Source organism: Myxococcus sp. AM011 (genome assembly GCF_013372595.1).
GTDB classification, from domain to species: Bacteria; Myxococcota; Myxococcia; order Myxococcales; family Myxococcaceae; genus Myxococcus; species Myxococcus eversor.
On the sequence record NZ_JABXEM010000083.1, the window covers coordinates 1 to 24,608 of the forward strand.

Here is a 24,608-nt window from a genome sequence, read left to right on the forward strand (position 1 = left end):
GCGAGGGCGGCAGCAGGAAGTCCTGCTGCACATTCCAGGGGCGGAACTTCTTGCTCATGCCGGACATTGAGCCTCCTCATCCCCGGCAGGGCAAGCCCTCGTTGCGATTACCGCGACAGGCTCCTAGAGGGCGGCCCATGGACGAGACCTCCGAGAAGGACCCCCTCCGCGCACGCCTCCAGCAGATGGAGAAGCAGGCCGAGCTGGGTGGCGGTGCCGACCGCATCGCCAAACAGCACGAGGCCGGCAAGCTCACGGCCCGCGAGCGCATCGACCTGCTCCTCGACCCCGGCTCCTTCACCGAGCTGGACAAGTTCGTCACCCATCGCTCCACCGACTTCGGCATGGGCGACAAGAAGATTCCGGGCGACGGCGTGGTCACCGGCTACGGCACCGTCGAGGGCCGCCAGGTCTTCGTGTTCGCCCAGGACTTCACCGTCTTCGGCGGCTCGCTGTCCGGCGCCTATGCCCAGAAGATCTGCAAGATCATGGACATGGCCACCCGCGTGGGCTCGCCCGTCATCGGTCTGAACGACTCCGGCGGCGCGCGCATCCAGGAAGGCGTGGAGAGCCTCGCCGGCTACGCGGACATCTTCCTGCGCAACACCCTGGCCTCCGGCGTGGTGCCCCAGATTTCGCTCATCATGGGGCCGTGCGCGGGCGGCGCGGTGTACTCGCCGGCGATTACGGACTTCATCATGATGGTGAAGGACACCTCGTACATGTTCATCACCGGCCCGGACGTCATCAAGACGGTGACGCACGAGGAGGTGTCGAAGGAGTCGCTGGGCGGCGCGCTGACGCACAACCAGAAGTCCGGCGTGGCGCACTTCGCCGCGGAGACCGAGCAGGCCGCCATCGTCATGACGCGCGAGCTGCTCTCGTTCCTGCCCTCCAACAACCAGGAGGACCCGCCGGCCCAGCCGTGTGACGACGACCCGTTCCGGGCCGAGGAGTCGCTCAAGACGATTGTCCCGAGCAACCCCAACAAGCCCTACGACATCAAGGACATCATCAAGGCCGTCGTCGACAACAAGCACTTCTTCGAGGTGCAGGAACACTTCGCGCGCAACATCGTCATCGGCTTCGCGCGGATGAACGGCAAGAGCGTGGGCATCGTCGCCAACCAGCCCGCGTTCCTCGCCGGCGTGCTGGACATCGACGCCAGCGTGAAGGCCGCGCGCTTCGTGCGCTTCTGCGACTGCTTCAACATCCCGTTGATCACCTTCGTGGACGTGCCCGGCTTCCTGCCCGGCACCGACCAGGAGTGGGGCGGCATCATCACCCACGGCGCCAAGCTGCTGTACGCCTTCGCCGAGGCCACCGTCCCCAAAATCACCATCATCACCCGCAAGGCGTACGGCGGCGCGTACGACGTCATGGCGTCCAAGCACATCCGCGCGGACATCAACTACGCCTACCCCACCGCGGAAATCGCCGTCATGGGGCCCGAGGGCGCCGTCAACATCATCTTCCGCAACGAGCTGCTCAAGGCGCAGGACGCCGCCGCGGAGCGCACGAAGCTGGTGAATGACTACCGCGAGAAGTTCGCCAACCCCTTCAAGGCGGCGGAGCTGGGCTACATCGACGAGGTCATCCGGCCCGAGGAGACCCGCACCAAGGTCATCCGGGCGCTGGAGATGTTGAAAGACAAGCGGCAGGAGAACCCGCCGCGAAAGCACGGGAACATCCCGCTGTAGACTCCTTCCAGGCCCCTGGATGCCTGCTCTCCGTCGGCTGGAGAGCAGGCAGGCTTAAGCGACGCGGGAAATTCTCGTGCGTCGCGCGGGCTTTCAGGTGGCCAGGAAAGGAACCCCCATTTGTCCCACCGCCGACTGCTTCTCTTTATCGCCGACGTCGAAGGAAACCTCACCGCCGTGCGTCAGACGCTCAAACGCGTCTGCGAGGCGGTGGACCTGCCCGTGCCGGAGGTGAAGTGGGTGGAAGCCCCTCCGGAGGGGCTGGCCGAGACGGGCTGGCACGCCGCCGAGGTGGCCCTGCCCCCCGCCCCCGGACGCAAGGCCCGCAAGTCCGAGCAGCCCTTCCTGGAGGAGCAGCTCGACGCCATGTCGCAGGCGCTGTCCCAGGACTTCCGGGAGCGCGTGCTGGGCATCTTCGTGGACCGGGAGCACAGCTATGCCCGCACGTGCGTGAGTGGCCCGGGCCGCCCCGCCAAGGCGGTGGAGGGCGAGGTGCTGGACGTCATGCGCCAGGCTGCTCGCTGGCTGGACGTGGAGACGGGCTTGCTGGCGCGGATGTTCGGCGGCGGCAACACCGCGCGAAACCTCCTGGCGGCGGCGGTGGACTTCGGCGGGGAGACGAACGCCCCTCCCACGAAGCCCCCGGAGCCGGACGATGATGACCGGTTCGTCGAGGCCAAGCTGACCCAGGCACGCGCCTACATGGAGCAGTACCGCAGCGCCCGGAAGTAGGTCCGCGACAGACGGCGAATCACCCCCCCTTCCGGACCGTGAGGACACGGAAGGGCGAAGAGCGAGACCGCGTGTCACCGGTGACGACGACGCGCGGCGCGCAGGAGCACGGCGCCCGCGAGGAGCGTCAACAAGCCCAGGTTCGAGGAGCCGGCGGGGACGCCGCAGCCGCAGCCCATCGTCTCCTCCGGAGGTGGAACGTCCCCGGGTGATGAACCCGCGTCGGAGTTCCCCGGGCCCGCGTCGAGAGAAGAACCCGCGTCGGACCCGGTGCCGGCGTCCGAGTCACTCGTCCCCGCGTCGAGAGAAGGACCGGCATCAGACTCGGTACCTGAGTCCCGAGGCGATGAGCCCGAATCCGCGTCAGGTGTGGTTCCCGCGTCGGAGGCTCCTGCGTCCTGGGCGCCAGCATCCTGTTCGGTACCCGCGTCCGGAGCACTGCCCGCATCAGGCGTGGGCACGCACACGCCGGACTCGCAGGCGCCGCCCGCACACGCACTTCCATCCTCGAGTTCCGGATTCGAGCACGCGCCCGTGGACGGATTGCAGCTTCCCTCCGCGTGGCAGGCATCGCTCGCGCCGCACATCACCGGGTCCGCTCCAGTGCATGCACCCGCGTGGCACGAGTCACTTCGCGTACAGGCATTGCCGTCGTCGCACGCCGCGCCATCCGCCGCGAGCATGTCCTCGGGACACTCCAGCGCCATGCCGTCACACACCTCGGCCACGTCGCAGACGCCCGCCGAAGCCCGGCACGTCCGATTCACCTCGATGACGGCTCCACACGCCCCATCCACCGCGCCCCCGCTCGCCACACCGCAGGCCTGACAGTCCGTGGCGAGGCCACCACCGCAGGCGCTGTCACAGCACACGCCATCCACACAGAAGCCACTGGCACACTCCCCGCCAACCGCGCACGCCCGCCCCTGCTGGAACGAGTGGACGAAGCGCATCTTCACCTGCTCCGTCTGGGGCGGCACCCCGGCACGGTTGTACGTCACCAGCGTCTGTCCCTCTCCATCCGAGGCAAGCGACAGGCCGTATTGAATCCGGGGGTCGTCGGCGATGAGGAAGCGCTCGCCATCCAGGACCGCGCCCGCCTGGCTCACGCGGTTGCCATACACCGAACCATGGAACTCGGTCGGCGTGCGCCACGCCACCAGGTAGTTCGTTCCATCGAACGCAACTCGCAAGTCCTTGTCACCTCTGAGCATGAGGGGCACCCCGCTCGAGACTCGAAATCCTTCCGGCTCCAGCGCCTCCCCCTCCTCCGTCAGGCGCGCGGCGTTCAACGACTGCGAGACCGAGTCATGCCACACCAACAACCCGCCTCCCTGCCCGCGCCCCGCGAGCGTCAGGCTGGCAATCCTGCCCGGACTGGTGACGAGGAGGCGCCCTCCGACATCCAACACCTCACCCGTGTTCGACACCCGAGTCCCCATGGCGCTCCATCCCCCCATCCACGTCACCAGGTACTGCTGCCCCAGGAACGCCACGTCATGTACGCCCCCAGCCGAGGAGAAGGTAATGGGCGCTCCGACGACGCCGTCCCGCACGAACACCCCACGCGCGGAGTTGCTGATGGAGTTGTAGCGGGTCCACGCCACCAGGAAGCCTCGGCCATCCGAGGCCACCTGAGGATCCATCTCGTCGTTGGTGCTCGGCGCGCTCAGGAGGATTCCCGTCGGGTCCACCACGGCCCCATCCTTGCGCACCCGGGTTCCGAAGATGTCCCACCCGGAATTGCGATCCCGGTAGTCCGCCCAGACGACGAAGAACTCCGTGGCACTGGCGGCCACCGCCGGATCGATCTTGGCTCCGGCATTCCGCGCGATGGGCAGGCCCGTCGGGTCCAGCACCCTACCGGAGCGCTCGACCCGGGCGCCGTAGATGTTGTACTCGCCCCCGCGCACGTCACGCCAGACCACGAGGTAGACCTCACCGTTGAAGGCCACCGAGGGCTGCGCCTCGCCGTTGAACGACAGGGAGAGGATGCGCGGCGGAACGTCCCGCGCGACGCCATCCCGTCCCACTCGCGTGCCACAAACATCGGCCATCCCATACACGCGGTCCGCCCAGGTCAGGAGCACCTGCTCTCCATCCGAGGCCATCGCGGGCGGGCCGACAAACTGGGTGGCGCTGCCCAGGACCACCCCCGAGGCGATATCGAGCCGGGTCCCCGCGGGACTCACTCGGAACCCCTTCACCTGGGTGCTCTCGATACTGGACCGCTCTTCCGTCCAGGCCACCTGGACATTGACTCCGTCGAACGCCGCCGCGAGCCACAGCGGGTACGCCAGGGACGTTCCCCCCAGGGGCAGGTCCGCCACATCCAGACGGGTTCCATCCGGAGCCAGGCGAACGCCATACACCTGCCGCGCGCCACGCAGGTCCTCCCAGACGACCAGCACTCCCGTCCCGTAGCTGGCCAGCGCCGGTCGACGCTGATTCCCCGCCGCTGACGTGACGGTGAAGGACGCCGTCACCGTGTTCTGAGGAGAGAGGGTGCGCCCCATCAAGTCGCTGGTGGCACTGGAGTAGGACGTCTCCCAGACCACCAGGTAGCGTCCTTGGATGAAGACGAGCGCGGGCCGTGCCTTGCTGAGGGCTCCGGTCGTGAGGGTCAGCGCCGTGCTGTCCAGCACCGCCCCCGCGCCCGACACCCGCTTGGAGTGGATTCCCGCCGTGGACGGGCCATACATTTCATCGTCACGCCAGACCACCAGGAAGCCCTGACCGTCCGAGGCCACCGTCGGCGCGCCCCGCTTTCCAGCACCGTGAAGCACCGTGATGCCGTTGGGGTCCAGCACCACGCCCGAGGTCGAGACGCGCGACGCGCGAATCATGGAGCCCGTCGTCCAGGCGACAAGGTAATCCGTCCCGTTGAATGCCACCGAGGGCTCCTGCTCATCGCGCTCGGCGGAGGCCACGTCGCTGGAGACGACGAAGCCCACCATGTCCAGCACCTGCCCCGTCCGGGAGACTCTCGCGGCGCGGATGGACCACAGGGAACCGGAGACGAAGTCTGGTGTCTCCGAGTGCTGCCAGACCACCAGGTAGTTCGTCCCGTCGAACGCCACCCGGGGCTCCTGCTGCGCGCCCGTCGTCGGCCCCGGCAGCGGCTCCCCCACCTCCGACTCCGGCGAGACGAGCGGGTCCAGCACGGCGGGATACGTGGAGGACTCCAGCAGCGATGCGGGAACCTCCAGCACGACCTCGCCGCGCTCGAAGCGGGGCGCGGGCAGCGGCGTGCGAACACCCCGCGAATCCACCCACGTCGCCAGCCCATAGCGCGCACCGGGACCACCGCCCTCGGGCGCGAAGTGCAGGCCCGCTTCCGATGCGCGTGCGAAGCGCTGGCCTCGCGCGCGCACTCGCACCACCAACGGGCCTTCTCCCATGGGCTTCTCCGCGAGCGCCCACGACTGCTCCACTCCCACCTCGGTGTTGCGGAGCAGCTCCCTCACCGAGCCCCTGTGCAGGACAAGCCCACCATCCTCCAGAGCCTCCATGCGCGCCGCCGGCAGCGGCCCTCGCGCCCCACGCCCCAGGCTCACCGTCTCCAGCGACAAGCCCGCCCCCACGGACTTCTGGAGACCTGCGAGTCCGGGCATGAACGTCACCGTGCCCCCGCCCACCTCCACGGCATATGTGGATTGGGCGCCGACGAAGCGCGTGCCCTCGGACTTGAAGGAGAGCCCGACACGCCGGACGACACCCATCACGTCGAATGGGGCGGACACCGCGGAGGCCGGCTGCGGAAGGGAGACCCCGGTCGGCACCGCTGGCTCGGACGACCGCTGACAAGCGGACAGAAGGAGCCACACGGCGAGCAGGGCCCCACCTCCCAGCGTGAAGAGCCGGGAGGGAACGACGGACGACGAGTGCATGGAGAGTGTTTCCTGTACGGCCCCGCCGTGCAGCCTACCGCATCCCCGGCGCGCCCCACGAGCCACTCAGGGGGTGGGTTGCCCCCGTCCCAGGGGCGGGAGGAGGACCCCATCCAACCCACGCAAAACGGGTCGGCCCGTGGTAGACGGGCGGCCATGCCCAAGATCCGCAAAGTGCTCGTCGCCAATCGCGGCGAGATCGCCATCCGGGTGATGCGCACCTGCAAGGAACTCGGCATCGCCACGGTGGCGGTGTACTCGGAAGCAGACCGCTCCGCCCTGCACGTCCGCACCGCGGACCAGGCCTTCTTCGTCGGGCCGCCGCCCTCCCGCGAGAGCTACCTGGTCCAGCAGCGCATCCTCGACGCCGCCAAGGCCTCCGGCGCGGACGCCATCCACCCCGGCTATGGCTTCCTCTCGGAGAACGCCTCCTTCGTGCGCGCCTGTGAAGAGGCCGGCATCACCTTCATCGGCCCGCCCGCCTCCGCCATGGACGCCATGGGCGAGAAGACCCGCGCCCGCGCGAACATGATCAAGGTCGGCGTGCCCGTCGTCCCGGGCAGCACCGAGCCCATCGCCACCGAGGCCGAGGCCCGCGAGTACGCCCAGAAGATTGGCTTCCCCATCATGCTCAAGGCCGCCGGCGGCGGTGGCGGCAAGGGCATGCGCCGCGTGGAAGGCATGGGCGACTTCGAGTCCGCGTGGCGCTCCGCCAAGAGCGAAGCGCTCAACTCCTTCGGCAACGACGCCGTCTACATCGAGAAGTATCTCGAGAAGCCACACCACGTCGAAATCCAGGTGTTCGCCGACACGCACGGCAACGTCATCCACCTGAACGAGCGCGAGTGCTCGGCGCAGCGTCGGCACCAGAAGGTCGTCGAGGAGACGCCCAGCCCCATCCTCACGCCGGAGCTTCGCGCGCAGATGGGTGAGGTCGCGGTGAAGGCGGCCAAGGCCGTCAACTACGTGGGCGCCGGCACGGTGGAGTTCCTGGTCGACGTACACCGCAACTTCTACTTCCTGGAGATGAACACCCGCCTCCAGGTGGAGCACCCGGTGACGGAGTGGGTGACGGGGCTGGACCTCGTCGCGCTGCAAATCAAGGTCGCCGAGGGTGAGAAGCTGCCGCTCCTGGAGGCGCCCACGCCGCGTGGCCACTCGATTGAAGTGCGCGTGTACGCGGAGGACCCGTCGCGCAACTTCATGCCCAGCCCGGGAAGAATCACGTACCTGCGCGTGCCGGGCGGCCCCAACGTCCGCGACGACTCGGGCGTGTTCCCCGGCTACACGGTGCCCAATTTCTACGACCCGATGATTTCCAAGCTGTCCGTGTGGGCCCCCACGCGGCGCGAGGCGATTGCCCGGGCCCAGCGCGCGCTGTCCGAGTACGTGGTGAAGGGCATCACCACCAACATCCGCTACCTGCGCGCGATTCTCGCGCACCCCGAGTTCATCGAGGGCGACTACGACACGGGCTTCCTCGGCCGCGAGCACACCACGCTCCAAGGCGTGGAGGACCCGAAGCTGAGCGAGATGGCCCTGCTGGCCAGCGCGGTGTACGCGCACCAGCGCGACACGAAGCGCGCCAAGAAGCTGCCCGGCGGCAAGGCGGACGCGGCCGACGCGAGCAGTGGTCGCATCAGCCCGTGGCGCCTGGCGCTGCGCTCCCGCCGCCGGTAACCCCACCCCCGAGCTCACGAGACTTCCATGCGCTATTTCACGAAGCAGCAGGGACAGAAGGAAGCGGTGCCGGTGGACCTGGAGGCCCTCGGGGGCGACAGGTACAAGCTGACCGTCAACGGCGTCACCTACCAGGTGGACGCGCTGGCGCTGGAGCACGGCACCATGAGCATGCTGGTGGACGGCCAGTCCTACAGCGCCGAGTTCGAGGAGAGCGGCGACGAGGTCGGCGTGCTCCTGCGCGGGCAGGTGAGCCGCTTCGACGTGGCGGACGAGCGCCGGCTGCGGCTGCGCGCGGGCACGGCCGCCTTCTCCGTGGAGGGCAAGCAGCTCGTCACCGCGCCCATGCCCGGCAAGGTGGTGAAGGTGCTGGTGAAGGTGGGCGACGAGGTGAAGGAAGGCCAGGGCCTGGTGGTGGTGGAGGCCATGAAGATGGAGAACGAGCTCAAGAGCCCCAAGGCGGGCAAGGTCACCGAGCTGTTCGCCAAGGAAGGCACCACCGTGGAGAACAACGCCAAGCTGGTCATCGTCGAGTAGCGGCCTTCGTCGGGAGCGGCGCGCAGGGTGCTCGCGCGCCGCCCCGATTCCCCCGTGAAGGACTACGGGTTCCAGCAGTTGCCATTCTGGTCGTTGATGTAGGTCCAGTAGCGCAGGTCAGAGCGCACGTTCCCATAGGCGAACCAGCTCCAGCCGCCGCTGCCGTCATGGAACTCCGCCATGCGCCACCCCGTGCCGAAAGCACTCGCGCAAATCTGGTTTGCGACCACCAGGCTCGTCAGGGACGTCCCCGACACGGGCAGGGTGGTGGCGATGTTCCCCTTCGCCCAGCCATTGTAGAAGTCCGGGGTGATGCCCGGCGGGACAGGCGAGCCGTCCTGCTTGATACACAGCACGGGCAGCACGGCCGAGCACACCATGTCCCCCGTATAGGGATTGCAATTCAGACACCCCACATGGTCCACCCCGGCGGCGTGGCCACTCGTCCCCCACGTCATTCCCTTGCCACCCGAGGCCCAGGCATCGGGCGCCAGCATCAGCGAGAACAGGAGCAACCAGAGCGGGCTCTTGAATTCCTTCATCATGTCTTCTCTCTTGCCTGAAAAACCAGACGTAGACAGGCAAGACAGGCTCACCGCCACCCGCCAGTAAATCAAGACAACCGTCCGCACCGCCCACCGCAAGGCATTGACCGGCCCCCCGGGCTGGGCCCGGGTTCGACCCGCACCGGGAGCGGCCCACACCGCACGGGCCGCTCCCAGCCCCAAGTCTGTCCGCGTCAGCGGTAGTACGGCGACAGCGCGGCGGTGATGCGGGCAATCAGGTCCGCGGTCTGCAAGCGGTCATCCGCGCCCAGGGACGGAAGCCGCGCGGTGAGCGTGTCCCGAGCCGACACCAGCGTGGAGTACGACGCCAGCGTCTGCTGCGCCTTCAGGATGTCCACCATCGTCCTGCGCGACGCGTAGCCTCGCACCCCATCCGTGTTCAACAGAATCGCCTGCACGTCCGTGAGCACCGCGGACAGCAGCGCCGTGGCGTTGGACGGGTTCGCGGCGAACACGCCCCGCTCCGCCGCCGGGTCCAGATACAGCCGGGACAAGAGCCGCCGCGCGAGGTCATCCGCGCGCTGCGCATGGAGCGCGGGCGCCCCCGGCGGCACCACCAGCGGAGGCCGCACCGTCTGCAGCGCGAGCTGGTACGCGAGCACCTGCGTCGAGGCATCCCCCGCCCGGACGAACTGGAACACCGAGTTGGCGCTCGTGTTGAAGAGGTACGCCAGCCGCGGGTACATCGCCGATGAAGCGGCCGTCAATTGAGCCAGCGCCTGGTGCAAGGCGGGCACGTAGAACTTCGTCAGCGGCTCGTCGAAGCGGTCATACCGGTTGCACGTGGGGTCGACGCGCGTGTCCGGGTCCGTGCAGAAGTCATACGTGGGCAGGTCCGGTGACAGGCCATAGAGGTAGCGCACCGCCTGCACGTCATACGGCCCCGGCATGTCGCCGTACACGCTGTCCAGGTCCGAGGTGTAGTCCATCACCGAGCTGGAGCGCAGTCCGGCGGCGCTGCCGTCGTACACGTTGGAGCCCGCGAAGTTGTGGCGCAGCCCCAGCGTGTGCCCAATCTCGTGCAGCACCAGTTGGGTGAGGCGGGCCTCCACCTTCTGCTTCTTGGTGAGCGGCGTGCCCGGCGGCGCCAGTCCGGCGGCCTCGGTGCTGGCCACCCGGGCCTCCTTGCGCATGTCACACAGGGACTGGCCGCCCATTCCGGACCACGTGAGGCGCAGCGGGTGCACGGGCCGCTCGGCGGCGAGCGCGTCCACGTCTCCCTCGAAGTCCAGGTGCGCCGTCTCCAGCCAGATGTTGCTCACGTAGACGCTGGCGCCCCGCACCTCGCCGGTGTTCGGGTTGGAGCGCCAGTTGGCGAAGGCGAACGGCGTCCACGGGTCCGGGTCGAAGATGAGGGAGTTCTTGTCGTCGTCGCCGAAGTCGCGCGAGCCGTCCGCCACCACCGCCTCCAGCGCCGTGAAGCCGAAGGCCGTGTTCCAGTTTTCGATGCCCCGCTTCACCGCGCCCACCACGTCGTACTCCTGGAAGCGCGGGTCATTCTGCACGGTGAGGATGCTGGAGGTGATGTTCCAGCGGATGGGCGTCATGCCCGGGTAGATGGCCCACTTGGAGGCCACCTGCTCCGTGTAGCTGCCGGTGTTGGGAATCAGCTTCTCCTGGCTCAGGAAGTAGTGCTCCACGTCCGGCGGCGGCGTGGGCACGTAGCCCGGGCTCTCCCGGTAGCGCCGCAGCGCCACGCTCAACGTGCCCGACGTGCGGAACGGGTTCTCCTCCAGGAAGTAGTGGGCCAGGTCGTCGGGCAGGTTCGAGTAGCCGGTGAAGACCTGCTCGAAGGTGACGCCATCGGCGACGGGCCGCAGCCGCTGCGCGAAGCTCAGCTCCACCTGGAAGTGGGCCTGCGACAGGCCCGCGTTCAAGTCCCCCATCACCCCGAAGCGGTTGAACCCCGCCGCCGGGTCGATGAGCACGTACTTGTCCGAGCCCCGGCGCCGGTTGAACGGCGCATGGTCCGTGACGATGGGGTACGCCTCCACCAGGACTTGGGGCTCGAACACGTCGCTGATGACCTTGCGGTCATCCACGTCCAGGACGAACAGCTTCCCGTTCTGCTCCTTGAAGCTCACCACCCGCGTGCCCAGCGAGCTGGCCGCGTTGTAGTAGACGCCCCCCGGGTGGTTCTGCGTGAGGTACGCGGACAGGAACCACCGCCGCCCCAGCTCGCTCTTGCGGATGGCCAGGTAGAAGCTCGTGCCCGAGTCCTCCACCACGCCCTCCAGCTTCTGCTCCGCCTGGCGCTTCACCTCCGCGCCCACCGTCCGGGGCACCGCGACGAAGTCCCCGTCCAGTTCCTCCGCCGCCCCCTCCTCGGGAGGGCCCGCCTCGACAGCGGGAAGCACTCCAGTGTCACCACAGCCCGGGCCCCACAGCAGCGACAGCAACAGGGCGCCCAGCAACGAGCCTCTCGGCAAGACCTTCCGTTCGCGCATCGTGCATCTCCGGTTCCAGGTTCCAGGCTCCAGGACGCGTGGAACACACGCCCTGGTCCGGAGAACGGCGCCCTTCCTCCAACTTCCCAGCCGGCCCCCTCCAACCCCTGGATACCCCTCACCGGACAACCATCTCCCCCACCCCATCGACAAGAAGCGGAACGCCGCCTCGCGACAAATGAATCCCAGTCACTTTTGTATCTGCGTAACCCCCCGATTCAATCCACCAGGAGGGACGGATGCGGAACTGGCTGAAGGGACTGATGGTCGCCGGAGCGCTGCTCACGGGCTGTGGCGGCGTGGAGGCGGAACTCGACGAGCAGGCCCCGGCGCTGGGCGAGAGCCAGGCGGCCCTGGAGTACAACGAGGACCTCCACTGCCTCGTCCCGGGCCCGTATGTCCGCTGCAACAGCGGCATCCAGATGGCCTCGTACTGGAGCGCGGAGCTGAACCACTGGTTCATCCAGCGCAATGTCTGCGGCAGCCGCGGACCCATCATCTGCCCGCTTTAATCACTCCCGTACACTCGCAGTACGAACGGCGCTCCAGTCTCCGTCCTGGTTTGTTTGCACGCAAACTACATGGCAGACTGGAGCGCCATGAAGTCACTTCGTCGGAGAGTCCTGCTCACAGCCCTGGGCACGGCGCTGTCGGCGTGCGCGTCACGGCCCGCGCCCCCGGTTCAGCACTACACGTTGGGAATGTCTCGCGCGGACTTCCGCGACTATGGCGGCGCCAAGTCCGACCCGTGCGACGCCGAGCAGCGCTGGCTGAATGACGAGCTGACGGCGGTCAACGGCCTGTTGGCGCGCTTCGTCAACGGGACGGAGCAGCTCTCCAATCCCCGCGCGCTGGAGCACGCGCAGCAGGTAGAGCTCCTGAAGGAGGCGCAGGCCTCGCTGCCCAAGGTGCTGGACGTCCACGAGGGCAACCTCCGGGGCCTGGCGCGCTGCGGGTTCAAGGACAAGGGCGCCTTCCCGGAGATTTCGCGCCGGGGCCAGGAGCTGCTGAAGGAGGCGCGGGCGCGGCTGGCCGAGTCCGACGCCGTGCTCGCGGCCGCGGCCCTGCGGACGGCCCAGGAGAAGTGGAAGGAAGAGACGCCCCAGCGCGAGAGCACCGCGCGCGGCACGTGGTGCACGGCCAACCCGAAGGTGGGCGAGGCGACGGTGTTCTACGCCCGCCAGGGCCTGGCGGGCGGCACCACGTGGCACTTCTGCGACGGGGCCCGCGTGGAGCAGGCCGCTGGCGCGGAGCCAATCTTCGTGGAGCCGGAGGACCTCAACCGCAGGGAGCGGCGGAAGGTCCAACCGCCCCGCTACCTGGAAGCCGCCGCCAACTTCCCCGCCGAGGAAATCGACCGGCCGCCGGATGGAAGCGCCCCGAAGAGCGCCTCACCGGCGCCGTGACGTTCTAGAGTCCTGGACTCCACCGGGCGCCCCGCAACCCAGGTCGCCCCCTGCCCAGGGCTCGCCGTCATGCGACACGCCGCCACCGTCGCCTTCGCGCTCCTCTTCTGTCTGCCCGCGCTCGCCGCGAAGCGCGAGGGCACTTGCGAGGTCCGGGTGATGGGCGGCGTGCAGATGGCCTTCACGGGCCAGGGCGGAACCCAATCCGCCACCTCGGACCACTGGGTGTCACCGGAGGAGATGAGTCAGCTCCTCGCGAAGGTCGCCAGCAAGTCCAAGAAGACCCCCAACAAGACGCAGGCCGACCTGGAGAAGCAGGCGGCGCGCGGCGGGGGCCTGGTGGGCCCGCTGTCCCTGCACTGCATCAGCGCCTCGGACGGCGCGCTGGGCAGCCTCAGCATCCTCCCCGGGACGAACACGAAGGAGAGCGTCCCCTTCAAGCCGGGCACGTACTCGCTCGTCACCTTCGAGGAGAAGCGCGGCCAGCTCCCCGTGGCGCTGCGCCTCAAGGGCATCAACTACATGCTCACCGAGCCGGGCGTGCTGGTGCTCACCCGCTTCGACAGCACCGGCGTCGCGGGCACCTTCACCTTCAACGCCCGGACGCACGACTCGGCGAACAAGCCCGGCGTCACCGTCCGCAACATCCGCGTCGCGGGCAGCTTCGACATCCCCTGCGGCATGAAGACGCGCGTCTGCCGCTAGGCGGCCGGGAGCAGCCCCAGGCGTTGCCAGTGCGCCAGGTAGCGCCCCAGCAGCTCCTCATCCATCTTCCGGAAGCCGGCGTCATCCCCCTCCAGCGCGTGGAGTGTGTTGTGCGCGTCGTACACCGGCATGTCCTCGTACAGCTCCCAGCGCGTCGCCTCGCCCGCGTAGACCTGTTCGTACAGCATGGGCACCAGCGGGCAGAGCGGGTTGTCGGCCACGCGCGCGTCGCGCATCAGCCGCCCCACCCACTCCTTGTAGGACACGCGCGGGAGGGGATGACCGCACCGGTCCAGCAGCGTGTAGAAGTCATTGATGTCGACCGAGTCCCCGGGACGCGGCGGCACCAGGTGGTACGCCTTGCCCACCGCGCCCTCGCGTGAGGCGATGCCCAGGATGGCGCGGCTGACGAAGTCCACCGGGACGAACTCCTTGCGCTGCCGTGGCAGGTCCGGGACGGCCCCCAGTTGGATGCAGCCCCGGATGAAGCGGGCCACGAAGTCGTCGGCGTTCCCGACGCCCGTGCGGCTGTCGCCCATGATGAAGCCCGGCCGGTAGACGCTCACCGCGACACCGCGCGCCGCGGCCTCCCACACCCGCTGCTCCGCCACCCACTTGCTCGCCGAGTAGCCGATGTCGTAGCGCAGGCACTCCACATGGGCGTCGACGTCCTCGTCCTCACGCACGTGCGCGAGGCCGTTGAAGTACCCGGTGGGGCCGAACACGGCGATGGTGGACATGTGGTGCACGGGCTTGGGCCGGCCCTGCATGGCCAGCCGCAACACCTCCGTCGTCCCATCCACGTTGGCGGCCCGGTGCGCGGAGTAGGGCTGCACGTAGTTCACATGCGCGCCGACGTGGAACAGCGCCTCCTCGCGCGCGGCCAGCTCGTGGAATTCCGAGGGCGACAGGCCCAGCAACGGAGAGCCCAGGTCTCCCAGCACCGGCTGCAGCCGCCCCACGAAGGACGCCTCCCAGAGGCCGTACTTCTCCAGGGCCTGACGCAGCCGCGTGTATCCGGTCTCCACGTCCCGGGCGCGGACCAGGCAGGCCACCCGCGCGCGCGTCGTGCGCAACAGGTCCCTCAGGAGGAAGGCCCCCAGGAAGCCCGTCGCCCCCGTGAGGAAGACCCGGTCCATCACCTCCAACGGGACGGCGCTGAGCGCGGGCTGCCCGGTGGACAGGCGAAGGTCCTCGGGAAGTCGCGCATCCGCCCGCCACGTCTCCGGTCCGTCCTCCGCGCGTTCAGGCTCCCTCACGCCGGAGCGCGCCCGCCGCACCACGTCCAGGAACGCCGCCAGCGTGCGCGCCTCGTAGAGCGAGTACGCCGACAACCCCACGCCGTACAGCTCGCGCAGCCGCATCACCAGACGCGCCGCGAGCAGCGAGTTTCCACCCAGGCGAAGGAAGTCATCCTCCAGCGAGGGCGACTCCAGCCCCAGCAGCTCGGCCCACACCGCGCCCACCTCCCCGGCCAGGGCGTCCTCGGGAGCCCAGCCCGACGCGGCGGGCCCGGCCGTGCCTCGCGGTGACGACTCCAACGGGAGCGCGTCCCGGTCGACCTTGCCATTCACCGTGGTGGGCAGGCGCTCCAGTTCGTGGATTCGCGCGGGCACCATGTACTCCGGCACGCGGGCGCGCAGTGCGTCCTGGAGCGCGGTGCCCGTGCCCGCGGACGGCGTCTTCGGAACGACATGGGCCACGAGCGACTTCTCGCCGTCCGCGCGCTCCTGGAGCGTCACCACCGCATCCCACAGCAGGCCGCTCTCCAGCAGCAGCCGGGCCACCTCCTCCAACTCGATGCGATGGCCGCGCAGCTTCACCTGGAAGTCCGCGCGCCCCAGGAACTCCAGCGTGCCGTCCTCCCGCCACCGCGCCAGGTCCCCGGTCCGGTACAGCCGGAGCGGCGGTCCGGGCACCAGCTCCGAGACGATGGGGAAGCGCTCCCCGGTCAGCTCGTGCCGGTCCAGGTAGCCGCGCGCCAGCCCCGCTCCGGCGATGCACAGCTCCCCCGGACCGCCGGGCTCCACCGGACGCAAGTCGGGCCCCAGGACGAAGGCCTGGGTGTAGCGCGTGGGCCGGCCGATGGACACGGAGCCTGACAACACGTCCCCTCGCGTCACCTCGTGCGCGGTGGTGATGGTCGTCCCTTCGGTGGGGCCATAGACGTTGAGCAGGTGCGCGGGAGGCCCGCTCTCCAACACCGCGCGGAAGGTGCGCGGATTGGCGCGCTCACCGCCCACCAACAGATACTTGAGCTGCCCGAAGGCGTCCGGGCAGCCCTGCGCCACCAGGTTGAACAGCGCCGTCGTCATCAACAGCACGGAGACGCGTGTCTCCCGCAGCGCGTCGCGAAACACCGTCGCGTCCAGCACGCTCGACCTGGGCAGCAGCACCAGCGACGCGCCGTTGAGCAGCGCGCCCCAGACCTCGAACAGCGCCGCGTCGAACGCGTGGTTGGAGATTTGAGCCACCCGGTCCGTCGAGTCGATGCACACGTAATCCGTGTCGACCACCATCCGGCGGATGCCACGCGCGACCAGCTCGATGCCCTTGGGCCGGCCCGTCGTCCCGGAGGTGTAGAGCACATGCGTCCTGCGCCCCCCATCGCCTGGCGGCGCCACGAGGACGTCGGACCGCCCCGCGACCTGGGCTCCGTCACGCTCCAGGCACAGCCGCTTCGCGGGCCCCTCACCACAGCGCGCCTCGTCCGCCAGCGTCCCCGTGAGCAGCACCTGCGCGCCGCTGTCCTTCAACACGAAGGCGATGCGCTCCGGCGGGTGCTGGAGGTCGACGGGCACACACGTCGCGCCGAGCTTGCAGAGCGCCACCTGCGCGACAATCGCCTCGATGCCCTGCCCCAGCCCCACGGCGACCGGCGTCTCCTCCCCCACGCCCAGGTCTCGCAGCGCTCCCGCCAGTTGGCTCGCGCGCCGATTCAGCGCGTCGTACGTGACGCGCTTCACCCCCTGCCGCAGCGCGATGGCCTCCGGCCGCGCCTCCACCTGACGAGCCCACAGTTCAGACAACCCCGAGTCTCGCGAAAATGAATCAAACCGACCCAACCGCGAAACATTCAGTAAAATCATGCCCTCGGACATCGCGCCCTCCTCGTCAAAAGACAAACAAGCCCGCGTCGCCGCGAAAATAGTTGCGGGAATCAAAATACAAACACGCCATTCGGGATGTCAATTTCCGACACCCGAAGCTGTCATTGACTCCATTGCGGGCGAGACTGTCTTGGAGGTGCGGGCTCAGAGTTCGTCGAAGATGAGCAGTCCTCGTGCGGAATCAACAACGTAGATGAAACCGTCTCCCGGCAGGCGGATACCGAAGGCGCCCTGGAAGACTCCATCCGTGCGTCCCGGGTCGCTCTCCCGGAAGACGTTGTAGTGGGCCACCTGCCGGGGCTGGGTGGGATTGGCCACGTCCAGCACGCGCACGCCCTCCTGATACCAGGCGACATACAGCCGCGTGCCCTTCAGAATCAGGTTGTGGATGGAGGACACGGGCCGCAGGCGGTGCTCACCCACCTTCACGATGTTCGCGGGGTCGGTGACGTCGAGCACCCTCAAGTGGGAGCCGGCGAACTCGCCGCCTTCGAACGCGATGGTGCGCCCGGCGAACGTCCCCACCGCGCTGTGGTGCGAATACACATCCCGGTAGGCGTACTGACCCAGGAGCTTCGTGTCGTCCAACCGGGTGATGTCCACGATGGCGTAGCCGCCCTGCGCGTTGCTGACGTAGAGCCGGTCCCCGTACACGAACTGGTCATGGGGTCCTCCCGAGATGAACTGGTCGGGCAGGCTGATGCTCTGCAGCGGCACCGGCTCCAGGGGATTGGCGAGGTCGTAGATGTCCGTCCTGCCCTCGTTGGCCGTGGCATACAGCCGGCCTCCGTGGACCAGCACGGTGTGCACGCCGTATTCGCCCGAGTACAGGGAGCGGATGAAGACCGGCTCCGCGGGCTGGGAGATGTCATAGACGACGATGCCCGCGACGTCGCTGGCGACGTACAGCGCGTCCTCGTGCGCCCAGACCCCGTTCCAGTAGTGGTCCCCAGGCAGGCTGATGGACTTCTTGAGGACGGGGGCGCGCTTGTCGGTGACGTCGAAGACGGTCAGTCCGCCGGCCTTCCCGGTGAGCGAGTCGGACACGGAGACGACATAGGCATGGTTCTTCGTGACGTAGACATCCACCGGCTTGCCCAGCGCCACGTGGCCCTCCGAGACGAGCGTCATGCCTCCAGAGGACTCCGGCTCGCCCGCGTGCCACACCATGCGATGGGCCTCGAAGGTACCGCGCTGAGTCACGTTCCCGGCGTTGTTGCACGTCACATAGCAGCCGGTGAGGGTCTCCGGCGTGGGCCGCTGGCAGCCGGCATACACCCGCGACACCGCGGTGCCCGTTGTCGAGCCAGAGGAGATGAAGAAGGTACCGCCCTCGGTCCGCCGGCTGATGAGCGGCCTGGACGCCAACGTGCCTCCGCTCCCCGGGCCGTCCAGCTTGAAGCCGATGCCGGTGCCAAAGTTCACCTGCGTCCCGCCATCTTGCAGCCGTGACTCGTAGCGCTGACCGGCCTGATAGATGCCCTCCTGCTCCACGAGCGCCAGCGCTTCCGTGTCACACGCCGACAGGTCGAAGCTCTCGGGGCCCAAGCCCTCACACCGCAGGGGCGTGCTCACCTCGAGCACGGAGCAGGGCGCGTAGGGGCCCTTGTCCAGCCAGTTGCCATACTCCTCCAGGGGCGTGGCGCCTCCATCCCAGGCACCGCCCCCCACGCCGGCATCGGGTTCGCCCTTGGGCGTGTCCTCACAAGCGGACAGCACGCCTCCTCCCAGGACACAGGCCAACAACCAGACACGGGCGCGAGCGGACGACATCATTGGGGCACCTCACCGAGGGAATGTCGGAGTACGAAATCCGCCGTCTTCCTGGGTCGTCCCGCCCGACAATCGGCTCCAATGCTTGTCGGCCGAGGCCCATCTCCTGTCCTGCTCCCGAGCCGGCCCCGCAATGGCTGCTTCAGGCCTTGTAATTGCAGTCAGACTCTCTCTGCTCCGCTGGGACAAGAGACACCTACCGCCCCTGCGACCCACGGGGGCCTCGGGCTACGCTGGCGCGCGTCGTCCCCTTCCCCTCAAGGAGCTGCCCATGATTGTTCGTCGCGTCCGTTCGTTCGTCCTGGCCTCGCTGTCCGCGATGGCCCTCATGGCCTGTGGTGCGGGCGCTCCCGAGGCCGAGCCCGTGAGCCCGGAGACGTCCGAAGTCGAGTCCACGACCCAGGCCCAGACGTCCTGCATGGACGAATGCTACCAGGCCCATTCCTGGTGCCCGTCGCAGTGCAAGGTGACCAGCGAGGAGTGCTCCGCGGCCATCTCCATCTGCTACGACTCGTGCAGCCGCGGTGTCGGACCCTGGCTGCCCTGCTGAGTCGAAGCACCACCGCCCGGGTGAGTCGAGTCGTCCACCCGGGCGGAGTGGCACGGCGTCAGCGACTGCTCGGACCTTTCCGACGATGCGCGGCGAACCACGCGAGGCCGAGGAACAGCCACGGCAGGAATGCAGTGGAAGACGTCGACTGGCAGCCGCAGCCTCCCGTGTCAGGCGGGGGGCCCGCGCCGCCCGCGTCCACGGGGCCACTGTCCTGGCCCTCCGGGCAACGGCCTCCGTCACAGCGTGATGTGCCACTGTCTTCCGAGCCGGGGCACGCGCCTCCGTCACAGGTCGGCGTGCCGCTGTCGCCTTCACCAGGGCACTCACCTCCGTCGCAGCTCGGAGTACCGCTGTCGCCGGGGCATGCACCTCCGTCACAGCTCGAAGTACCGCTGTCACCTTCGCCGGGGCACTCGCCTCCGTCGCAGCTCGGAGTACCGCTGTCGCCAGGGCATGCACCTCCGTCACAGCTCGGAGTTCCGCTGTCACCTTCACCAGGACACTCGCCGCCATCACAGCTCGGAGTACCGCTGTCACCTTCACCAGGGCACTCACCGCCGTCACAGCCCGGTGTGCCGCTGTCTCCCTCACCAGGACACGCGCCGCCATCGCAGCCCGCATCGGACTCTCCGCCCGGTCCTCCGTCCACGCCACCATCCGCGGGCGGCGCGAAGGAGGCCTGCGCCACGAAGATGGCGGTGCCCCACTCCTCCTGGTCATTGTCCGGCGGCGCCAGCCCCGCGACAACGGACACGTCGCCTCGCGGGCTGATGCTCACGCTTCCAGCGAATACGGGGCCGCTCGGCGTCTCCTGGTCGATGCGCGCGGGCCCCAGGTCCGAGTCGACGATGTCGTGCTCCGACACCACCCGCCGAAGCATCCGCCCATCGCTCACCCACACCGCGCGGCGGCTGTCACTGTCGATGGCCCGGAAGACGATGAGCCCCTCGTCGTTCATGTCCGGAGGGAAGAACTCCACCTCCCTGATTCCCTCCTGCCCGTTCTGCGCCACCACCCGCAGCTCCGCCCCATCCCATAGGAAAACGGTCGTGAGGTTCGGCCCCGCGCCCGCCCTCGCTGTCGCGATGAAGGCCACTCGGCCCAGGTTGTCGAGCGCCGGCTGCACGGACGCGAACCGGTAGATGGGCGACGCCGCATCCCGGCCCCGCGATTGAGCGATGAGCCGGGACGTCCCGTCCGCGCTGAAGACGCGCAGCTCCTGGTAGAACTCCGAGCCTTCAGACGGCAGGTCCCCCACGCCCGCCATCTGCCCCAGGTCATTGAACGCCGGGGAGTAGAGAAACTCGTAGGGGCTCGCCTCGTCGAGCGTCTTCTCCTTCGCCAGATACGTCGTCGTCCAACCCGCGCCCTGCGGCGTCAGTACGACGTAACCACGACCGACGCCGTTGAAGGTGACCCGGAACCCGAGCTGCCCCGCGTCGTTGAGCGCCAGGCTGGACCAGTCCGACGCCCCGAGCGGCTCGCGGACGATGCGGACGTCCTCCGGCGCCTCGGAGCGCAGCAGATAGATGCCATTGCTCGTGGTGGCGGTGGCCCCCGTGACGGCGAACGCGACGAGCCCGTCTGAGTTCAACCCCGGGTCACTCGCGCGAGCGTCCTCTCCCAAATCCGGCAACACATAGCGGTGGTGGCCCGCCGCATCACTTCCCCACCAGATGGCATTGGGCCCCTCGGGCGTAATCGACAACCGGAAGGCCACCCGCCCGTCCGCGACCACTGGCACCTGGAGACTTCCCGCGAGCAGATTGCCAGGCTTCAGGTTGTACGCACCGGACTCGTTGCCCAACAGGTTGGTGCGAGCCTGGAGTTGGAGCGTGTAGTGCTCTGGCAGTTCGGCCTGAGCACCGGGAGTCAGCGCGAGCCCTCCCATTCCCAACATCACGGCGGACTGGCGCAGCAACGTCCGTGCTCGTCGAATCCACGTCACGTCACGCATTGGGCGGAACCCTCCGCTGCCTGTAGGGCGCGAAGGCTACCACTCAGTGACAGCGTTCATGGCGTCGCGACGGGCGCTCTCGCCGTCTCGTCTTCCGTCAGGCCCAGTACCATGCTCAAGTTTCCGTCTGTTTGAAGCTCTGCCGTGCGACAGGACTCCAGATAGCCCACCCCGCGAGCACAGATGGTCAGCCGCCCAGGAGGGACGTTGGGGAAGTAGGCCATGCCATGCTCGTCCGTCCGCGGCTGCTCCGGAATCACGACGCGAGGCTTCGTCTCCACCATGATGCCCACCGCCACGCCTCGCAGGGGATACCCATTCCACCCCCGCGTGGCCTGGACCTGAACGCGCCCCGGCTTCGCCGGCGTGGACACCGGGGACTCGGACGGCTCGGGGGGAACCGTCGGCGCCTGGGGCTGCTGTTTCTTCACGATGCGAGGACTGCCCTGCCCCACGCTGGGGCGCGGGGGGCCCGCCGGTCCCCGGTACTCCGGGGGGCGCAGCGCGGTGCGCAGATAGGCCGCGAGCGAGAGCGACAGCACGACTCCCGCGAGGGTGACTCCCCATCGCCCCGCTGGTGACATCGGGTGGGCCCTCCCTGGAGCGCCTTTGACAAGGACACGGTGGTCGACCGCTGAAAGACTAGCACCCCAGGACCGCGACATGTTCGCGGCCGGGAGGTGTCCATGTCGTGGTGGGTCTATGCCTTGCTCTCCGCTCTCTTCGCGGCGCTCACCGCCGTGCTGGCGAAGGTCGGCGTCGAGGGTGTCCCCTCCACGCTCGCCACGGCCCTGCGCACCTGCGTGGTCCTCGTCTTCGCCTGGGGCATCGCCCTGGCCCGGGGAGAACACGCCGCCCTGTCCTCCCTCAGTCGCAAGACGCTCTTGTTCCTCGCGCTGTCGGGCATCGCCACCGGCCTGTCGTGGCTGGCCTACTTCCGGGCCCTCCAGCTCGGGCCCGCCTCCCGGGTGGCGCCCATCGACAAGCTCAGCCTGCCGCTGACCCTCATCCTCGCCGTCCTGCTCCTGAACGAGTCGTTCACCTGGAAGCTGGGGGCGGGCGTGGCGCTGATGGTGGCGGGCGCCCTGCTGACGCTCCGCTGAACGCTCGGGCACGCGGGCCCGCATCGAAATTCCGCGACGTCGCCGGGGACTGGTAGGGTCCGTCGCCGCTCACGATTCCCCCCGCTTCCGCGGCACACGAGGTCCCCCGCATGGAGATGCTCTGCACCTTGCGCAGCGTCACGGTGGCGCAGCGCGACGCCTTGCTTCAGGCCCCCAAGCGCCTGGAGGACTTCCTCGACGACGAGGAGGACTTCGGAGACCCGAAGGGCGGAGCATTCCTGGAGCTGGACATCGGCGAGGCGTGGCACGGCCTCCAGTACCTGCTCACCGGCACGCCCTGGGAGGGCAGCGCCCCGCTGGACTTCCTGGTGCGCGGCGGCGTGGACGTGGGCGACATCCCCTCCGACGAGGGCACCGCGCGCGTCTTCTCGCCCGAGGAGGTGAAGGCGCTCGCCACCGCGCTGCGCGAGGTGTCCGAGAACACGCTGCGCCGCCGCTATGACGCGGTGGAGATGCAGGCCCAGGACATCTACCCCGGCACCTGGGAGGAGCCGCCCGACGACGCGGACCCGTTGGAGGAGATGGTCTCCTACTTCGACGAGCTCCAGAAATTCATGGCCCAGATGGGCAAGCGCGGTGACGCGCTGCTGGTGCACATCGGCTGAGACCCCGGGGCGCGCGCCCCGCGTCAGCCCATCACCACGTCGCGCCCCAGCTTCAGCACCAGCGCCAGCACCACGGCGAGCACCACCTTGCGCACCAGCGTGTCGCCGCCCTTCACCGCCAGGTGAGCGCCCAGCCACGCGCCGGTGAACTGCGCGGCGGCCATGGGCAGCGCCACCTTCCACAGCACCACGCCCTTGAGCGCGAAGAGCGCCACGGACGCCAGGTTGGAGGCGAAGTTCACCACCTTCGCGTCGGCGGAGGCTCGCGCCAGCCCGTGGCCCAGCAGCGTGTTGAAGCCGACGATGAGGAACGTGCCCGTCCCCGGGCCGAAGAACCCGTCATAGGTGCCCACCGCCAGCGCGATGAGCGCACCGATGGCGAGCGCGCGCGGCCGGGGTGAGGGCTCCGCCTTCTCGCCGGAAGCCGCTGGGCGACGGAACGCGAGGAACGCGGCCACCGCGATGAGCAGCACCAGCACCAGCGGCTTGAGCACCTCCGGCTTCACCAGCAACACCAGCGCGGCCCCGGCGAACGCGCCTCCCAGGCCAAAGGGGAACGTCACGCGCGCGAGCTTCCAGTCCACCAGCCCCGCGCGCGAGAAGCGCACCAATGCGGCGAACGAGCCGAAGACGGACTGGCCCTTGTTGGTGCCCAGCGCGATATGGGGTGGCAGTCCCACCGTCAGGAGCGCGGGCAGGGTGATGAGCCCGCCCCCTCCGGCGATGGCGTCCACGAGGCCCGCGACCAGCGCGGCGACGCACAGCAAGACGAGGTGCTGCGCACTGACGTCCACCACCAGTTGGTCCACCCTGCGTCTCCCTCGGCTCGAACGGCGCCTGGGTACCACGCGCCAGGAGCGCCGTCGCGCTCGCCCGCTTCTTGCGTCACCGCGCGCCTTGGGCGTCAATGGCTCCGCGGAAACTCCCCTCCCTCCGAGGTCACCATGCTCGCCTCCCTCATCACCGTGCTGGCGCTCTCGCTGGGCTCGGCACCGCCCTCCCAGGACCCCAACGCGCCCTCCTGCCGCGCCATCAACAGCCAGATGGCCTGTGGCTATGGGTGCAAGTCGGACTCGAACCGGGCCCGGTGTGCGCAGACGCCGCAGGGGCGCTGTCAGGTGGTGGATGGCCAGGCGGTGTGCTTCGACCCGCCGGCCTACGTGGTGAAGGCGTACGGCGCGTCGCTGCCGGAGCCCGAGTGCAAGGCCATCGATGGGGTGGTGGCGTGTGGCTACAACTGCGCGACGCAGCCGGGTCGGGTGAAGTGCGCGAAGTCCCCGGCCGGGGTGTGCCGGGGCCGCAGCGGCGAGGTGGAGTGCTTCGACCCTCCGGCGGTGGTCTTCGCCGTCTACGGCAAGGACACGCCCCGCGCGGACTGCCGCAGCAACAACGTGGAGCTGACGTGTGGCTACAACTGCCTGAACGTCCCGGAGGGGGTGCGCTGCAACAAGACGCCCGCGGGGGTGTGCAAGATGGCCAGTGGCCGCATCACCTGCTTCGACCCGTCTCCGGCCGCGCTGTGCGCCTGGAAGCGCACCCTGCCCGCGCCCGAGTGCCGCAACAGCGAGGCCGGCCCGGTGTGCGGCTACGGCTGCACCACGGCGTTCTCGAAGTCGGCGTGTGCGTCCACTCCGGCGGGGCTGTGCAAGGTCTTCGACAGCGAGGTGGCCTGCTTCGACCCCCCGGTCGAGCAGCAGGCGGACGCCGCGTGCCTGTCCGTCCTGGGGCTCGCCGCCCTGGACGGCGCCGTCCCCTGACGCTCTGTATGAGCACGCCACCCCGACGTCTCCTTTGACCGGTCCTGAGAGAGCGGTAGGGTTCCG

General features: G+C 68.9%; 19 protein-coding genes. 11 read left to right on the forward strand and 8 right to left on the reverse strand.

What is annotated here, in order from left to right:
- The first annotated feature begins 137 nt into the window (after positions 1-137).
- Positions 138-1,700, forward strand: coding sequence for an acyl-CoA carboxylase subunit beta (locus HUW62_RS18840; RefSeq protein WP_163866326.1), 1,563 nt, complete (start codon positions 138-140; stop codon positions 1,698-1,700).
- Between the two features lie 120 nt (positions 1,701-1,820).
- Entirely contained in the window at positions 1,821-2,432 is a 612-nt protein-coding gene (locus HUW62_RS18845; RefSeq protein WP_163866325.1) for a hypothetical protein, read from the forward strand.
- Positions 2,433-2,506: 74 nt separating this feature from the next.
- Here the strand turns inward: HUW62_RS18845 and HUW62_RS18850 are convergent, their stop codons facing one another.
- Positions 2,507-6,322, reverse strand: coding sequence for an MYXO-CTERM sorting domain-containing protein (locus HUW62_RS18850; protein WP_176435200.1), 3,816 nt, complete (start codon positions 6,320-6,322; stop codon positions 2,507-2,509).
- Positions 6,323-6,478: 156 nt separating this feature from the next.
- Here HUW62_RS18850 and accC point away from each other — a divergent pair, with 156 nt between their 5' ends.
- A complete protein-coding gene (gene accC, locus HUW62_RS18855) occupies positions 6,479-8,002 on the forward strand; it encodes an acetyl-CoA carboxylase biotin carboxylase subunit (RefSeq protein ID WP_163866323.1) in 1,524 nt (507 codons plus the stop codon).
- A gap of 27 nt (positions 8,003-8,029) precedes the next feature.
- Positions 8,030-8,539 (forward strand): biotin/lipoyl-containing protein, encoded by a 510-nt coding sequence (locus HUW62_RS18860; RefSeq protein WP_141643121.1) that lies wholly within the window; start codon positions 8,030-8,032, stop codon positions 8,537-8,539.
- Between the two features lie 62 nt (positions 8,540-8,601).
- On the opposite strand, the gene HUW62_RS18865 is transcribed toward HUW62_RS18860, so the two are convergent.
- Together HUW62_RS18865 and HUW62_RS18870 are read right to left on the reverse strand one after the other, a co-directional pair.
- The gene (locus tag HUW62_RS18865) at positions 8,602-9,084 is read right to left on the reverse strand and encodes a flagellar hook-length control protein (protein WP_163866322.1); all 483 of its coding nucleotides are present in this window, start codon (positions 9,082-9,084) and stop codon (positions 8,602-8,604) included.
- A gap of 194 nt (positions 9,085-9,278) precedes the next feature.
- Positions 9,279-11,552, reverse strand: a complete 2,274-nt coding sequence (locus tag HUW62_RS18870) for a zinc-dependent metalloprotease (protein WP_163866321.1) — start codon at positions 11,550-11,552, stop codon at positions 9,279-9,281.
- A gap of 239 nt (positions 11,553-11,791) precedes the next feature.
- Between HUW62_RS18870 and HUW62_RS18875 the strand changes: the two genes are divergently transcribed.
- The 3 genes from HUW62_RS18875 (at position 11,792) to HUW62_RS18885 (ending at position 13,663) form a co-directional block, all read left to right on the forward strand.
- The gene (locus HUW62_RS18875) at positions 11,792-12,064 is read left to right on the forward strand and encodes a hypothetical protein (RefSeq protein ID WP_163866320.1); all 273 of its coding nucleotides are present in this window, start codon (positions 11,792-11,794) and stop codon (positions 12,062-12,064) included.
- Between the two features lie 87 nt (positions 12,065-12,151).
- Complete coding sequence (locus HUW62_RS18880) at positions 12,152-12,958, forward strand: hypothetical protein (RefSeq protein WP_176435201.1); 807 nt, start codon at positions 12,152-12,154, stop codon at positions 12,956-12,958.
- Positions 12,959-13,027: 69 nt separating this feature from the next.
- On the forward strand, positions 13,028-13,663 hold the full coding sequence (locus tag HUW62_RS18885; RefSeq protein WP_163866318.1) for a hypothetical protein: 636 nt from the start codon (positions 13,028-13,030) through the stop codon (positions 13,661-13,663).
- On the opposite strand, the gene HUW62_RS18890 is transcribed toward HUW62_RS18885, so the two are convergent.
- A complete protein-coding gene (locus HUW62_RS18890) occupies positions 13,660-16,692 on the reverse strand; it encodes an amino acid adenylation domain-containing protein (RefSeq protein WP_176435202.1) in 3,033 nt (1,010 codons plus the stop codon). The genes HUW62_RS18885 and HUW62_RS18890 overlap by 4 nt on opposite strands.
- Before the next feature lie 225 nt (positions 16,693-16,917).
- Entirely contained in the window at positions 16,918-18,492 is a 1,575-nt protein-coding gene (locus HUW62_RS18895; protein ID WP_368670440.1) for an LVIVD repeat-containing protein, read from the reverse strand.
- 325 nt (positions 18,493-18,817) lie between these two features.
- Between HUW62_RS18895 and HUW62_RS18900 the strand changes: the two genes are divergently transcribed.
- Complete coding sequence (locus tag HUW62_RS18900; protein WP_163866315.1) at positions 18,818-19,096, forward strand: hypothetical protein; 279 nt, start codon at positions 18,818-18,820, stop codon at positions 19,094-19,096.
- Positions 19,097-19,154: 58 nt separating this feature from the next.
- On the opposite strand, the gene HUW62_RS18905 is transcribed toward HUW62_RS18900, so the two are convergent.
- Together HUW62_RS18905 and HUW62_RS18910 are read right to left on the reverse strand one after the other, a co-directional pair.
- On the reverse strand, positions 19,155-21,056 hold the full coding sequence (locus HUW62_RS18905; protein ID WP_176435204.1) for an MXAN_5453 family MXYO-CTERM-anchored protein: 1,902 nt from the start codon (positions 21,054-21,056) through the stop codon (positions 19,155-19,157).
- A 56-nt stretch (positions 21,057-21,112) separates the two neighbouring features.
- Complete coding sequence (locus HUW62_RS18910) at positions 21,113-21,640, reverse strand: hypothetical protein (protein WP_176435205.1); 528 nt, start codon at positions 21,638-21,640, stop codon at positions 21,113-21,115.
- A gap of 102 nt (positions 21,641-21,742) precedes the next feature.
- On the opposite strand from HUW62_RS18910, the gene HUW62_RS18915 reads away from it, so the two are divergent.
- Both HUW62_RS18915 and HUW62_RS18920 read left to right on the forward strand, forming a co-directional pair.
- The gene (locus HUW62_RS18915; protein WP_176435206.1) at positions 21,743-22,159 is read left to right on the forward strand and encodes an EamA family transporter; all 417 of its coding nucleotides are present in this window, start codon (positions 21,743-21,745) and stop codon (positions 22,157-22,159) included.
- Positions 22,160-22,269: 110 nt separating this feature from the next.
- Positions 22,270-22,785, forward strand: a complete 516-nt coding sequence (locus HUW62_RS18920; protein WP_163866311.1) for a YfbM family protein — start codon at positions 22,270-22,272, stop codon at positions 22,783-22,785.
- Positions 22,786-22,808: 23 nt separating this feature from the next.
- Here the strand turns inward: HUW62_RS18920 and HUW62_RS18925 are convergent, their stop codons facing one another.
- Positions 22,809-23,585 carry a TSUP family transporter gene (locus tag HUW62_RS18925; protein ID WP_163866563.1) on the reverse strand — a complete coding sequence of 259 codons (777 nt, stop codon included), beginning with the start codon at positions 23,583-23,585 and terminating at the stop codon, positions 22,809-22,811.
- A gap of 144 nt (positions 23,586-23,729) precedes the next feature.
- Here HUW62_RS18925 and HUW62_RS18930 point away from each other — a divergent pair, with 144 nt between their 5' ends.
- A complete protein-coding gene (locus HUW62_RS18930; RefSeq protein ID WP_163866310.1) occupies positions 23,730-24,542 on the forward strand; it encodes a hypothetical protein in 813 nt (270 codons plus the stop codon).
- The last annotated feature ends 66 nt before the right edge of the window (positions 24,543-24,608 follow it).